Source organism: Halanaerobium saccharolyticum (genome assembly GCF_003259895.1).
Classification (GTDB): domain Bacteria; phylum Bacillota; class Halanaerobiia; order Halanaerobiales; family Halanaerobiaceae; genus Halanaerobium; species Halanaerobium saccharolyticum_A.
The window spans coordinates 61,295-75,199 of the sequence record NZ_QLME01000016.1 but is presented as its reverse complement, the minus strand read 5'-3'; the positions used below and the strand labels follow the sequence as shown (position 1 = coordinate 75,199).

Sequence of the window (13,905 nt, the reverse complement as noted above, 5' to 3'; positions counted from 1 at the left end):
CGCTAATAAATAATTCAACCACTCAAAGAAGGATTCCTCTTTTTTTATTTTAAAAAAGTATCAAATTTAATTTACACAACTTATTATACATTACTTAAGATATAAAACAATTTCTTTTTAGTTCCCTAAAGATTGCTTTAAAATTAAATATATGAGAAAATGTTAATAAAGATATACACTCAAAATATATTATAATAATTAAAGGGGCGAGAAGAATGGAAAAAATTATTCTAAAAAATAATGAAATCGAATTTGAAGAATTGGAAGCAAAGGTAAAACGTAAGATTTTAAGTCGTGGAGGTTCAATGATGGCTGTTGAAGTTCATTTTAAAAAGGGTGGAATCGGAAAAAAACACAGTCATGATCAACATGAACAGATCAGTTATATTCTTGCAGGAGAATTTGAGGTCGAAGTTGGAGACGAAAAGAAGGTTTTGACCAGAGGCGATAGTTTTTATGCCGGAAAAAATGTTGAGCATGGGGTTAAAGCACTTGCTGATTCAGTAATCCTGGATGTATTTACACCCCAGAGAGAAGATTTTTTAGAATAGAGAGATGATTTTAAAAAATAATTTAGCTGTTTTAAAAAAATTTACTAATAAAAGCAGGAATCTTATTAAGAAGCAAGAATATATAAACAGAAGATAATTTAAGGATTAAATTAAAACTTAAATTAATAAGGAGATAAGGATTGATATTTATGAACAAACAGCGTGTAGGAAATTCAACTTTTATTCATAATTTAAATCAGGGTTCAATATTTAAGATTATTCATCGGCACGGCCCTATAACCCGTAAGGAGTTAGCAGAGAATACAAGTTATAGTGCTGCCACAATAACCAACCATGTTAAAAAATTAATTGAAGATGAATATGTAATTGAAACCGAAAAGGGGAGCTCCAATGGTGGTCGAAAACCTGTCTATATTAAGGTTAATCCCAAAAAAGGATATATGTTAACCCTTAATATCGGAGTAAATCACAGTCAATTATATCTTTTTGATCTGGGATTTGAAATTCTGGATGGGAAAAATATTGATATAGATTATCAGCAGTCTGCTGAATCGAATTTGCTGAAAATTAAGGCTGAGATTGAAAGATTACTTGATAAACAGCAGCTTAAAAGAAAAAAAATACTGGGGCTTGGAGTCGGAGTCCCGGCTTTAATTGATCGAGAACAGAATAGTCTGGAATTTGCTCCGAATTTGGGATGGCATGATCTGGAAATACCTAAATTTTATGCTCAGTATTTTGATTTTCCTGTACTGCTGGAAAATGAAGCTAAAGCAGCAGTTATTGGAGAAAAGGAATTTGTTTATCCTGATATTGAAAATCTTGTTTTTGTTTCGATTAATGAAGGGATTGGCTGTGGAATTTTTCTGGATGGGAAGTTATATACAGGGGCCAGCGGTAATGCCGGTGAATTCGGACACTTAATTATTGATAGTGATGGACCAAAATGTCACTGCGGTAATGATGGCTGCTGGGAAACTCTGGCTTCGGAATCTTTTATGCGGGATGAGGTCAATAGATATTTAGGCAGCGATTTAACTATTGATCAGATCTATGAGCTGGATTTTGAAGAAGATGATAACTTAAAAAGCATAATTAAAAGAAGCGGCTGTAATATTGGAATTGGCCTGGTAAATATAATCAACAGCTTAAGTCCGGAACACATAGTTATTGGTGGAGGTATTATAAGAGCTGAAGGTTATTTAATGGAAAATATTAACAAAGTTGTTGACCAGAAATCATTAAAAATTTCACGTGAGTTTGTCGACCTTAAATTTACTGAGCTGGAAGGTATGGCAACTATTTATGGTCTTGCAGCTCAAATTTTTAATCTCAGTGTAGAAATAGTGACATAGTTTTTAATTAATTCTAATTAGGGGTGTTTATTTTGCAGTATTCTTTAGGTTTGGATATTGGTACAAGTGCGGTTAAAGCACTTTTGATGGATCAAAATGGTGAAATTGTGGCAGAAAATAGTGAGGGTTATCTGCTGGCGACTCCCCAATCAGGCTGGGCAGAACAAAATCCAGAAGACTGGTGGGAGGCCAGTCAGAAAGTGATCAAGGATTTAATCTCAGAGAATGAAATTGATAATTCTAAAATTGAAGCAATTAGTTTTTCCGGTCAGATGCATAGTTCAGTTTTTTTAGATAAAAATATGGAAATTATTAGACCTGCAATTTTATGGAGTGATACCAGAACTTCAGCTGAATGTGAGGAAATTTATGAGCGAGTTGGAGGAATAGAAAAACTGGCAGAGTTAGTTTCTAATCCAGCTTTAGAGGGTTTTACAGCCCCCAAAATTTTATGGCTGCGGAATAATGAACCGGAAAATTTCAAAAAGTTAGAAAAAGTATTATTACCCAAAGATTACATAAGATATAAGTTGAGCGGAGAGTTAGGAATGGATCTATCTGATGCAGCTGGAACTTTACTCTGTGATGTTAAGGCAGAAGACTGGTCAGCAGAGATGATGGAAAAATTAGAACTTGAAAAGTCAATTATGCCGCCTGTACTAAAATCAGTTGACATAGTTGGTCCTGTCACTGCTGAGGCAGCAGAGCAGACTGGTTTATCAACTTCCACTAAGATAGTAGCCGGAGGTGCAGATAATGCCTGTGGATCCATTGGAAGTGGAATTATTAAGGCCGGTAGAGTTATGGCCAGCCTTGGATCTTCAGGAGTAGTTGTGGCTCAGACTGATCAGGCTAAGGCGGATCCCGAAGGTAGAATTCATCTCTTTAATCATGCAGTGCCAAACAGTTATTATATGATGGGAGTTGTGCTTTCAGCTGGAATGTCCTTTAAGTGGATGAAAGAAGAAATGTTTAATAATGAGCTTGATTTTGAACAATTAAATAAGGAAGCAGCTGCTGTGGCAGCCGGGAGTGAGGGTTTAACTTTCTTACCTTATTTATATGGAGAAAGAACACCACATGCAGACGCAGATGCCAGAGGCGTATTCTTTGGAATTTCTGGTAAACACCAAAGAGGTCACTTTATCCGCAGTGTAATGGAAGGTGTCAGCTTTGCTCTCAAAGATTCTCTGGAATTAATCAAAGCTCGTGGAGTAGAGATTGATGAAATCCGTTTAATTGGTGGAGGAGCAAATAGTGAGCTCTGGCAGCAGATTACTGCTGATATTTTTGGAGAAACAATCAGTCTTATTAATATTGAACAGGGTCCAGCTTTTGGAGCAGCAATAATTGCTGGAGTTGGAGCCGGAGTCTTTTCTGATTTTGAATCAATTGTAGAAGAACTGGTAGAAGTTGTTAAAACAGTTGAGCCAATAACAGAAAATGTAAAAAAGTACAGGCGGAATTATGAGATTTACCAGGGGCTTTATGGGGATTTAAAAGATAGATTTAAAGACTTAAAATAATTTATCTTCAAAATATAAAAACAATATAAGTTATTTAAACCGTCGGTGTTAATGCCGGCGGTTTTTGTTGTAAAGAAATTAAATAAATGATAAGATAAATGATAAGAATTATAAACTATTAAAAACAGAGCAGTAGAGTTGTGAGTATTTATTCTATAAGAGAAAGGAAGATTTTGATGAGAGCAATTATTAGTGTAATTGGCGTTGACCAGAGAGGAATTATTGCTGAAGTTAGTACACTTCTGGCAGATGAAAAAGTAAACATTTTAGATATCAATCAGACAATTCTTAATGAGTATTTTACTATGACAATGCTTGTTGATCTTGAGGGCTTAGAGATACCTCTGGAGGATTTAAAAAAGGAATTAAAGGAAAAAGGGGAAAAATTGGGAGTTTCAATTAAATTACAGCACGAAGATATTTTCCGTTCTATGCACCGGATTTAAATGGGATTAGAGAATTTTTTGATTGTAAAAATTGCTTTGGTAGTTTTAGAGTTTGAGAGGAAGTGAGTTTATGCTAAATACATATGAGATTATGGAAACAATCAGAATGTTAGAAGAAGAAAAATTAGATATAAGAACGGTTACAATGGGTATTTCCCTGAGTGACTGTGCAGATGGTGATGGCAAAAAGGCCAGAGAAAAAATTTATAATAAGATTATAAAATATGCGGGTGATTTAGTTAAAACTGCAGAAGAAATTGAAGTTAAATATGATATACCAATTATCAATAAAAGAATCTCGGTAACTCCAATTTCACTTGTCGCAGCCGCCAGTGATGATCCAAATTATGTAGAGTTTGCTAAAACTCTGGACAAAGCTGCAAAAGAAGTTGGAGTAGATTTTATTGGTGGATTTTCAGCTCTGGTTCATAAGGGAATGACAGAGGCTGACAAAAAATTAATTGAATCAATCCCAGAAGCGCTGGCCCAGACCGAAAGAGTTTGTTCTTCTGTTAATATTGGTACTACCAGGGCCGGATTAAATATGGATGCTGTTGCCCGGATGGGTAAAGTAGTAAAAAAATGTGCTGAACTTACCGCTGATAATGGTGGAGTAGCAGCCAGTAAGCTGGTTGTTTTTGCCAATGCTCCAGAAGATAATCCATTTATGGCCGGAGCTTTTCATGGTGTTGGAGAAGGAGAATGTATGATAAATGTAGGTATTTCTGGTCCGGGTGCAGTTAAAGCTGCTTTAACAAAAGTTAAAGGAGAACCGTTTGATGTAGTTGCAGAAACTATCAAAAAGACTGCTTTTAAAATTACCCGGATGGGTCAGCTGGTTGCAAAAGAGGCTTCCGAAAAACTAGGAGTAACTGCAGGTATTGTTGATTTATCTCTGGCGCCGACTCCAGCGGTTGGTGACAGTGTTGCCAGGATTCTTGAGGAAATGGGAGTAGAAGTAGCGGGAGCTCATGGAACCACTGCTGCTCTTGCCCTTCTAAATGATGCAGTTAAAAAAGGCGGGGTAATGGCTTCTTCACATGTTGGTGGGTTAAGTGGAGCCTTTATTCCTGTCAGTGAAGATGCTGGAATGATAGAGGCTGTGGAAAAAGGTGCCTTAAGTCTGGAAAAACTAGAAGCAATGACTGCAGTCTGTTCAGTCGGCCTGGACATGATAGCAGTTCCCGGCAAAACTACAGCAGACACAATTTCTGCAATAATTGCTGATGAAGCTGCAATCGGAATGGTTAATCATAAGACAACCGCAGTGAGAGTGATCCCGGTTCCCGGTAAAGATGTGGGAGAAGAAGTAGTTTACGGAGGTTTATTTGGTCGAGCTCCAATAATGAAAGTTAGTAATTTTTCCAGCAGTGAATTTATTGCCAGAGGTGGTCGTATTCCGGCACCATTGCAGAGTCTTAAGAATTAAATATTTAAATATAATATTAGAATAGTATTTAAAAATATCAGCCGAAGGCTAAGACAGCAAGGCTGATATTTTTATTTGTGAGATTATTAAAATAATATTTTATTTTTTCAGAATATTGCTGTATAATTCATTTAGAAAAGTACATACAAATAAATTATATGTATGTGTATTTGTACTTGATTATTGGAATATTTTTAAAAAAACGTTGGATAAAGGGGTGATTTAAATGAATGATTCACAGAGTATTTTGAAACTATCTTCAATTACAAAAAAATTCCCGGGAGTACTGGCTTTAGATCAGGTAGATTTTGATCTAAAAAAAGGAGAAGTCCATGCACTTGTTGGAGAAAATGGTGCTGGTAAATCAACATTAATCAAAATTATTTCGGGTGTACATAAAAGAGATGGTGGAGAAATCGAAGTAAAAGGGGAGAAAGTTAATATTAAAGGTCCCAGGCATTCTCGCGAATTAGGGATCAGTGTTATTTATCAGGAATTTAATTTAGTTCCCTATCTTTCCATTGCTGAAAATATTTTTCTGGGACGCGAGCAGTTGAAGGGGAATACTGTAATTAATAAAAATGAAATGTATAATAAAAGTAGTGAGATTTTACATGATCTGGGTATTAATCTTGATCCTGATACTATTATTGCAGATTTAGGTGTTGCAATGCAGCAAATGGTAGAAATAGCAAAAGCTTTATCTATGGATTCAGATATAATTATAATGGATGAACCGACTGCTGCTTTAGGGGAGAATGAAATAGAAGAATTATTTAAAACAATTGAAAATCTAAAAAAGAAAGGTATTTCGATAATTTATATTTCTCATAGACTTAAGGAACTATGGGAAGTAGCTGATCGAGTTACTGTATTTAGAGATGGACAATATATTGCCACCCATCCAATTTCGGAAACTGATAAAGATTTATTAATTAATGAGATGGTAGGTAGAGAATTAAAGGAACAATTTCCTCCTCGAAAAATAAAGATTGACAATAAAATTTTAGAAGTTAAAAATTTAGCAACAAAAAAATTGTTAAAAAATATTTCTTTTTCTTTGAATAAAGGAGAAATTTTAGGTTTTGCAGGTTTAGTAGGTTCTGGTAGAACTGAATTAATGCGCTGTATTTTTGGGGCTGATCCAAAAGAAAGCGGAAAGATTTTGATAGATAATCAGGAAGTCGAAATCCAGAATCCACAGGATGCAATTGAAAAAGGAATTGGGTTTATAACAGAAGACCGAAAAAAACAGGGATTGGTGCTTGTTAGATCTGTGCGAGAAAATATATCTTTGACTGATTTATCACAGGTGATGAACGGTATAGTTTTACAAAAGGATAAAGATAAAAAATTAGCAGAAGCCTATATAAAAAAATTAAATATCAAAACTCCAGGTTCGGAGCAGGAAGTGAAATATCTCAGTGGTGGTAATCAACAAAAAGTTGTTTTAGCAAAATGGTTGATTCGGGACACAAAGATATTAATTTTTGATGAGCCAACCAGGGGAATTGATGTTGGAGCTAAAAAAGAAGTTTATAGTTTAATGAATCAGCTGGCAGAAAATGGTGTTGGAATTATAATGATTTCTTCTGAATTACCTGAAATTTTAGGGATGAGTGATCGAATTATGGTCATGAATCATGGGAAAATAGCAGGAAAATTAGATATAGACGAGGCAGATCAGGAAAAAATTTTAAGTCTGGCAACCAGGGAGTGATGTAGATGAAAATTTTAAAAAATATAAAGGATTCATTGGGAAAAGAATTAGGTGCTTTAACCGGCTTAGTGCTTTTAGGAATTATAATGACTTTAGCAACACCATATTTTTTGACTTTAACTAATTTAATGAATATTTTAAGGCAGTCATCTTTAATTGCTATTGCGGCAGCCGGAATGACTTTTGTAATTATCACAGGTGGAATTGATTTATCAGTTGGCTCAGTCTTAAGTTTATCCAGCTGTTTGACTGCCGGAATGATGGTAAGTTTAGGCTGGAATGTCTGGGTGGCTGTTTTATTAGGATTATTGATCGGAGCTCTATTAGGAATATTAAATGGTGTATTAATAACACGAATTCCGCTACCACCTTTTATTTCAACATTAGGTATGATGGGAGTTGCTCGTGGGCTTTCTTTTGTTTATACAGATGGAGCACCTATTTATGGTCTACCAGATTCTTTTAAATATTTAGGAGCTGGAATGATTGGACCGATTCCATTTCCAGCTATTTTAATGGCTATTATTTATTTGATAAGTTATTTTCTTTTAAACAAAACAAAAGTTGGACGTTATTCTTATGCTGTTGGTGGTAATGAAGAGGCAGCGATTTTATCCGGGATAGATACTAAAAAATATAAAACTATTGTTTATGCACTAACAGGACTTTTTGCTGCTCTTTCGGGAATGATTCTTGCCGGACGTCTGGATGCGGCTACATCTGTAGCAGGAGATGGTTTTGAACTTGATGTTATAGCTGCTGTTGTTATTGGTGGTACAAGTTTAAGTGGTGGCCGGGGAAAAATCATTGGTTCTTTAATTGGGGCACTGATTATGGGTGTTGTCCGAAATGGTCTCAACTTATTATTAGTTTCTTCACACTGGCAGAGAGTTATCTTAGGTTTGATTATTTTATTAGCTGTTACTGTTGATGTGGTTAGAAAACAGAGCAGTGAAGATCAGGATGGAACTTTAAGTGCATTTTTCGCTGGTTTAAAATCTTAGTTTCTTAAACTTATTTACATAAGAAAAGGGGGTGATAAGACCAGAGAGATTTTTTTAATTAACACTGACACTGATTTGTATTAAAAAAAGGAGGAAATTAAATTGATTAAAAAAACATTAGTTTTATCACTATTATTTATCATGCTATTTAGTTTTGGGGTTTATGCACAGGATGATTTTGAGGTAGCAATGATTTCTCCCGCTTTAACCAGTACTTTTTATAAAGCAACAAACGAAGGTGCTACTCAGATGGCAGAAGAATATGGCTGGAAGTTATACAAATTAGCTCCAGATAGAGAAACTAATTTTCAAAAACAGGTTAGTATGGTAGAAGATATGATTCAGCGGGAAGTTGATGCCATTGCTTTATATGCGATTAACAATCAGGCGGTTGCACCTGCTGTAGAAAAGGCTAATGAAGCAGGAATTCCGGTTTTTGTATTTAACTCTTTAACAGAATTAGAAAGTGGAGAAGTTGTAACATATGTTGGCTATGATCAGCGTGCCGGCGGCCGTAAAGTAGGATTAAGAGCGGTAGAGCTTCTTCATGAAAAACATGGAGAACTTGATGGCCAGATTGCTGTTTTAGAGGGTGTTCCAGGTTTCCATAATACAGAAAGAAATGGTGGATTTTTAGAAGTATTAGAAAAATTCCCGGAAATAGAAATTGTAGCTTCTCAGCCAGCTGATTGGGAAAGAGAAAAGGGAATGAATGTGGCAGAGAACTTACTGCAGGCCAGACCAAATGTTGACTTATTCTTTGGTATGAGCGATGCTATGGCTCAGGGAGCTTCTCAGGCTGCAAATTCCATGGGTAGAGAAGTATTCACCTTGGGAATTGATGGTAACCCTGATGCAATTGAAGATGTTGGAGAAGGTGACTTAACAGGTACTTTAGCTGTATTCCCAACTGAGATGGGAAGAATTACAATGAGATCAATTAAAGCCCACATTGAAGGAGAAGAATTACCACAATTTACAGTTACTCCTACAATGATTGTTGATGAGTATAACTATGATGAGCTTCCATATAATTAAGAACTAAATTTAACTATTAGGAGGCAAGAAATCTTTGCCTCCTAATAGTTTATAAATTTTTCAAAAAACATTGATTTTTTTAACATAGTAATATATAATTAATTTAAAGGTACATACAAGCAAATTATTTGTAGGGGAAGTTGTGGTATTATGAAAAAAGCAAAATATAAGCAGGTTATGGATTTTTATAAAGAGTATATTAATAAAAATGAGTTGAATGATGGTGAATTATTACCCTCAGAATCACAAATGGCGGAAAAGTTTGATTTTAGTAGAGATACTATACGAAGAGCTCTAGATCAACTGGAAAAACAGGGGGTTGTAAGCAGAGAGCGTGGAAAAGGTACTTTTTATAAAAACCCTGAAAATTTTGTTAAAGAAAAAAGGATTGCAGTTATCACAACTTATCTGTCCAATTATATCTTTCCAAATATTATTTCCGGAATTGAAGAGGTAGTTAGTTCAAAACACTACACCTTAAATCTTGCCAATACAGATAATGATCCTAATAAAGAACGAAAACACTTAAAAAAAATTATGGATAATGGGGTTGATGGTTTAATTATTGAGCCTACCAAAAGTGCTGTAGACACTCATAATATGGATCTATATCAGGAACTTAAGGAAAAAAATATTCCTTTTGTGATGTTAAATGCTTATTATAGAGAATTGGATCCTTCCTATGCAATTGTAAATGATTACAAAGGTGGTTATAAGGCAACGCAGTATTTAATGCAGCTGGGCCACAGAAATATTGCTGGGGTTTTTAAGGAAGATGATCTGCAGGGAGTTTTTAGACTTAAAGGGTTTAAAAAAGCATTAAGTGATTACGGGGTTGATCCAGAATCAGCAGAGGTCGGCACCTATATCACAAGTCAAATTTCATCTTACCCTTATCACTGGATGGATAAGATGCTGTCTCATAAAAATAGACCGACAGCGGTTGTCTGCTATAATGATCAAATTGCAGTTGATGTTGTTAAAGCAATTATTGATAATGGTTTAAAAGTTCCGGACGATATTTCGGTTGTTTCTTATGATGACTCGATACTAGCAACAGCAACAAATGTTAGACTGACTTCTGTTAGACACCCAAAAGAAGAATTAGGAAGACATGCTGCTAGATTATTGTTTAATATGCTAGAAATCGGGGTTGAGAAGCCCAGATTTTTATATAATCCAGAATTAGTAGTTAGAGATTCTTGTAAAGAGTTAAGAAGGAGGTAGTTAAAATTAAATGAGCAAACTTTTAGAAATGCATGGAATAAGCAAATCATTTTATGGTACTCAGGCTTTAAAAGATGTAGACATTAAAATTGAGCCAGGGGAGATCCAGGCAGTTTGTGGAGAAAATGGTGCCGGAAAATCGACACTGATGAATATTATGACCGGTATTTTACAGGCTGATTCAGGTAAAATAGTATTTGAAGGTCAAGAGTTGACTGATTTAAATCCACGGACAGCTCAGGAAAAAGGAATAAGTATTGTTCACCAGGAATTAAGTCTCTGTCCGGAAGTTAGTGTTGCGGAAAACATATTTATGGGAAGAGTTCCTGAAAAAAAGCGAGGAATGGTCAATTTTAAACAGATGCGCCAGGAAGCAGAAAAAGTACTGGATAGACTAAATCTGGAGATCGATGTAAAAAAACCGGTGGGGAAATTAGGTATTTCAGAACAGCAGATGGTCGAAATAGCAAAGGCTTTATCAATTAATGCTAAAATATTAATTCTGGATGAGCCCACATCTTCCCTAACCGACACTGAATCCCAGATTCTATTTGAAAATTTAATGAGATTAAAAGAAGAAGGAATTGCAATCTTCTTTATCAGTCATCGACTTAAAGAAATTTTTCAGGTCTGTGATAGTTATACTGTTTTACGAGATGGCGAACATGTTGGTAATGGAAAAATAGAGGATGTTGATCCAGATGATATTGTTAGAATGATGGTTGGTAGAGAATTGGATCAGGCCTATCCTGACAAAGGAACTGAGGTTGGCAAAAACATTCTTAAAGTTGAAAACATCAGTCGAAAAAATGAGTTTAAAAATGTTAGCTTTGAGGTCAATGAAAAAGAAATAGTAGGTTTATTCGGTTTAATTGGAGCCGGAAGATCAGAGACAATGAGGACGGTTTTTGGTATTAACCAGCCGGAAAGTGGAAAGATTGAATTATTGGATGAAGATATAACAGCTAATAATACCAGAAAGAACATTGATCAGGGCTTAATCTACATCACCGAAGATCGAAAAGAACAGGGGTTATTTTTAGATATGGATTTAAATGCTAATGTTGTTGCCGCTGATCTGGAACAGGTATCTGAAAACTCTCTCGTTAAAAAGAAAAAAGTTAATAAAATTGGTGAAAAATTTGTAGAAATAATGAATACTAAATATGCAAGTTTAGATCAGCCAGTTAGAAGTCTAAGTGGAGGTAATCAACAAAAGGTTTTATTAGCTAAATGGCTTGCAGTTGAACCAAGAGTTTTAATTCTAGATGAACCAACTAGGGGTATAGATGTTGGAGCTAAATTTGAGATTCATTCAACTTTAAGAGAATTATCTAATAATGGTCATGGAGTAATGTTTATTTCTTCTGAACTACCGGAAATTCTTGGTTTAAGTGATAGGATTTTGGTAATGCATCAGGGAGAATTAGTAGGTGAACTTGATGCTGAGGGAGCAACAGAAGAAGATATAATGATGTATGCTTCAGGTAGAAAAAATGATTTTAAAAATTAATAAATGGAGGGATAAATAGGAATGCAAAATACACAAGATTCTAGTTTTCTAAAGAAATTATTTGGTTTACGAGAAGCATCTCTTGCACTTATAATTATTGCTTTTGCAGCTTTATTAAGTTTTATGGCACCTGGATTTTTAAGTGCCTATAATATTAATACTACTTTGATTGGTTTATCTATGGATGGAATTCTGGCAGTAGGAATGACCTTAGTTTTAGTTGTAGGTGGAATTGACCTTTCAGTGGGTTCAGTTATGGCTTTTGCTAATGTACTTGCTGGCATGACAATGGTAACACTTGGTTTAAATATCTGGTTAGCTGTACTTATCTCAATAGGTTTATCTGTTTTTATTGGATTTAGTATTTCTCAGTTTATTACTAAAATTCATTTAAGTCCTTTTATTACAACCTTGAGTATGATGTCAATTGGGCGTGGAATGGCTTATATAATTACTAAAGGTTCTCCTGTTAGTATCGGTAGTATTTCCCAAACCTTTGACTTTATCGGGGGAGGAAAAACATTTGGAATTCCTAATCCTGGTTTAATATTGATAATTTTAGTAATAGTTATGGACTTTTTAATGCGTAATTCTAAAACATTTAGAAAGATTTATTATGTTGGTTCAAATGAAGAAGCAGCTAAATTTTCTGGAATAAATGTAAATAAGATAAAAATAATGGTTTATATATTGTGTTCCACTTTAGCAGGTTTTGCTGGTATTTTAAGTTTAGCTCGTTTTGGAGTGGCTACTCCAACAGCAGGTACAGGAGCTGAATTAAGAGCTATTGCTGGAGCAGTAATTGGTGGAGCTAGTCTAACTGGTGGAGAAGGAACAGTATTAGGTGCCTTTTTAGGGATAATCTTAGTTGCTTTAGTTAATAATGCACTGGTACTGCTTGGAGTTTCAGTTTACTGGCAGCAGTTAGTTGTTGGTTTAGTACTTCTAAGTGCTGTAATTATTGATGTGAAAGTTCACAGTAATAAGTAATTTAATTTGATTATTTAAGTGTGTATTTACACACTTTAAATAAAAAATGAAACAGGAGGGGTTTATTTTGAAAAAATTATTAGTTTTAGTCATGGTTTTCGCTTTAACTCTCAGTTTTGTGGGAATGGCAGCTGCACAGAGTGATTCACCATTACAGGGTGATATGGAAGATGAATATGTAATGGTAACCTTTGTTTCTGGTATTGAATACTGGAAGCCGGCATTTAGAGGTATGGAGGAAGCCGCTGCAAACTTAGGAGTTTCAACACGCTATACTGGTGCTACTGATTATGATATTAATCAGCAGGTAACAGTTTTAGAACAGGTTATTTCTCAGCAGCCTGCAGGAATTTTATTAACAGCAATTAATCCTGATGCTTTAGTTGGTCCAATTAACAGAGCAATGGAAGCTGGAATACCTGTAGTTACCTTTGATGCAGATGCACCAGATTCAAATCGTTATTCTTTCTTAGCAACTTCAAACTATGAAGCTGGTGTTCGGGCAGCAAATTATCTGGCTGAATTAAATGATGAAACAGGTAACTTAGGTTTAATTACTATTCCTGGTCAGCTTAATCATGAGGAACGTGCTCGTGGTTTCCAGGAAACAATTGCTAATGACTATCCAGATATGGAAGTTGTTTCAGTTCAGGATGGTCAGTCAGATCAATCTGCTTCTGCAAGAGCAATGGGTTCAATGTTGCAGGCTAATCCAGATTTAGTAGGAGTATTTACTACTGAAGCTTCTACTGGTGTGGGGGCAGCAACTGCAGTTAGAGAAGGTAATATGGTAGATAACATTGATATTGTTAGTTTTGATACTGATCCTGGTACATTAGATTTTATTGAAGCTGGAGTTATTGATGCTACATTAGCTCAGGGTACCTGGAATATGGGATACTGGGGACAAATGTTCCTCTTCCATTTAAATGAAGACCTTTTAAATCCAATCGAAAATGGAAACTGGCAGGAAGCTGGAATCAACCCATTACCTGATTATGTAGATACTGGTGTAAATTTGGTAACTGAAGAAAATGTTGAATTTTATATGGCTGACTAAATAATGTATAATATAAGGAGAGGTTTTACTGCCTCTCCTTATTAATTAAATTTTCAATCGGAATCTTTGGTCTTGAAAATTTAAT

At 35.1% G+C, this 13,905-nt stretch carries 12 protein-coding genes; all 12 read left to right on the top strand.

Going from position 1 to position 13,905, the window contains the following annotated elements; translation table 11 throughout:
• The first annotated feature begins 215 nt into the window (after positions 1-215).
• The 12 genes from C7958_RS10685 to C7958_RS10630 all read left to right on the top strand — a co-directional run bounded on the left by C7958_RS10685 (position 216) and on the right by C7958_RS10630 (position 13,820).
• Positions 216-551, top strand: coding sequence for a cupin domain-containing protein (locus C7958_RS10685; protein ID WP_208320756.1), 336 nt, complete (start codon positions 216-218; stop codon positions 549-551).
• A 149-nt stretch (positions 552-700) separates the two neighbouring features.
• Positions 701-1,867 carry an ROK family transcriptional regulator gene (locus C7958_RS10680; protein WP_133960292.1) on the top strand — a complete coding sequence of 389 codons (1,167 nt, stop codon included), beginning with the start codon at positions 701-703 and terminating at the stop codon, positions 1,865-1,867.
• 32 nt (positions 1,868-1,899) lie between these two features.
• A complete protein-coding gene (gene xylB / locus C7958_RS10675) occupies positions 1,900-3,393 on the top strand; it encodes a xylulokinase (protein ID WP_111572665.1) in 1,494 nt (497 codons plus the stop codon).
• Between the two features lie 176 nt (positions 3,394-3,569).
• Positions 3,570-3,839 (top strand): ACT domain-containing protein, encoded by a 270-nt coding sequence (locus C7958_RS10670; RefSeq protein ID WP_111572664.1) that lies wholly within the window; start codon positions 3,570-3,572, stop codon positions 3,837-3,839.
• A 70-nt stretch (positions 3,840-3,909) separates the two neighbouring features.
• Positions 3,910-5,268, top strand: a complete 1,359-nt coding sequence (locus C7958_RS10665; RefSeq protein ID WP_111572663.1) for a PFL family protein — start codon at positions 3,910-3,912, stop codon at positions 5,266-5,268.
• 226 nt (positions 5,269-5,494) lie between these two features.
• A complete protein-coding gene (locus C7958_RS10660; protein WP_111572662.1) occupies positions 5,495-6,988 on the top strand; it encodes a sugar ABC transporter ATP-binding protein in 1,494 nt (497 codons plus the stop codon).
• 5 nt (positions 6,989-6,993) lie between these two features.
• Positions 6,994-7,992 carry an ABC transporter permease gene (locus tag C7958_RS10655; protein ID WP_111572661.1) on the top strand — a complete coding sequence of 333 codons (999 nt, stop codon included), beginning with the start codon at positions 6,994-6,996 and terminating at the stop codon, positions 7,990-7,992.
• Between the two features lie 102 nt (positions 7,993-8,094).
• Complete coding sequence (locus C7958_RS10650; RefSeq protein ID WP_111572660.1) at positions 8,095-9,030, top strand: sugar ABC transporter substrate-binding protein; 936 nt, start codon at positions 8,095-8,097, stop codon at positions 9,028-9,030.
• A gap of 150 nt (positions 9,031-9,180) precedes the next feature.
• Positions 9,181-10,257 (top strand): GntR family transcriptional regulator, encoded by a 1,077-nt coding sequence (locus C7958_RS10645; protein ID WP_111572659.1) that lies wholly within the window; start codon positions 9,181-9,183, stop codon positions 10,255-10,257.
• Between the two features lie 10 nt (positions 10,258-10,267).
• Positions 10,268-11,770 (top strand): sugar ABC transporter ATP-binding protein, encoded by a 1,503-nt coding sequence (locus C7958_RS10640; protein ID WP_111572658.1) that lies wholly within the window; start codon positions 10,268-10,270, stop codon positions 11,768-11,770.
• A 21-nt stretch (positions 11,771-11,791) separates the two neighbouring features.
• Entirely contained in the window at positions 11,792-12,760 is a 969-nt protein-coding gene (locus tag C7958_RS10635) for an ABC transporter permease (RefSeq protein ID WP_111572657.1), read from the top strand.
• Positions 12,761-12,806: 46 nt separating this feature from the next.
• Positions 12,807-13,820: a substrate-binding domain-containing protein gene (locus C7958_RS10630; protein WP_111572656.1), complete on the top strand. Its 1,014-nt coding sequence runs from the start codon at positions 12,807-12,809 to the stop codon at positions 13,818-13,820.
• Positions 13,821-13,905 lie beyond the last annotated feature (85 nt).

Excerpts from the sequence above, each read along its gene's own strand:
- C7958_RS10685 (WP_208320756.1), top strand. The coding sequence starts at position 216 with ATGGAAAAAATTATTCTAAAAAATAATGAAATCGAATTTGAAGAATTG.
- C7958_RS10680 (WP_133960292.1), top strand. The coding sequence starts at position 701 with ATGAACAAACAGCGTGTAGGAAATTCAACTTTTATTCATAATTTAAAT.
- C7958_RS10670 (WP_111572664.1), top strand. The coding sequence starts at position 3,570 with ATGAGAGCAATTATTAGTGTAATTGGCGTTGACCAGAGAGGAATTATT.
- C7958_RS10665 (WP_111572663.1), top strand. The coding sequence starts at position 3,910 with ATGCTAAATACATATGAGATTATGGAAACAATCAGAATGTTAGAAGAA.
- C7958_RS10660 (WP_111572662.1), top strand. The coding sequence starts at position 5,495 with ATGAATGATTCACAGAGTATTTTGAAACTATCTTCAATTACAAAAAAA.
- C7958_RS10655 (WP_111572661.1), top strand. The coding sequence starts at position 6,994 with ATGAAAATTTTAAAAAATATAAAGGATTCATTGGGAAAAGAATTAGGT.
- C7958_RS10645 (WP_111572659.1), top strand. The coding sequence starts at position 9,181 with ATGAAAAAAGCAAAATATAAGCAGGTTATGGATTTTTATAAAGAGTAT.
- C7958_RS10640 (WP_111572658.1), top strand. The coding sequence starts at position 10,268 with ATGAGCAAACTTTTAGAAATGCATGGAATAAGCAAATCATTTTATGGT.
- C7958_RS10635 (WP_111572657.1), top strand. The coding sequence starts at position 11,792 with ATGCAAAATACACAAGATTCTAGTTTTCTAAAGAAATTATTTGGTTTA.
- C7958_RS10630 (WP_111572656.1), top strand. The coding sequence starts at position 12,807 with ATGAAACAGGAGGGGTTTATTTTGAAAAAATTATTAGTTTTAGTCATG.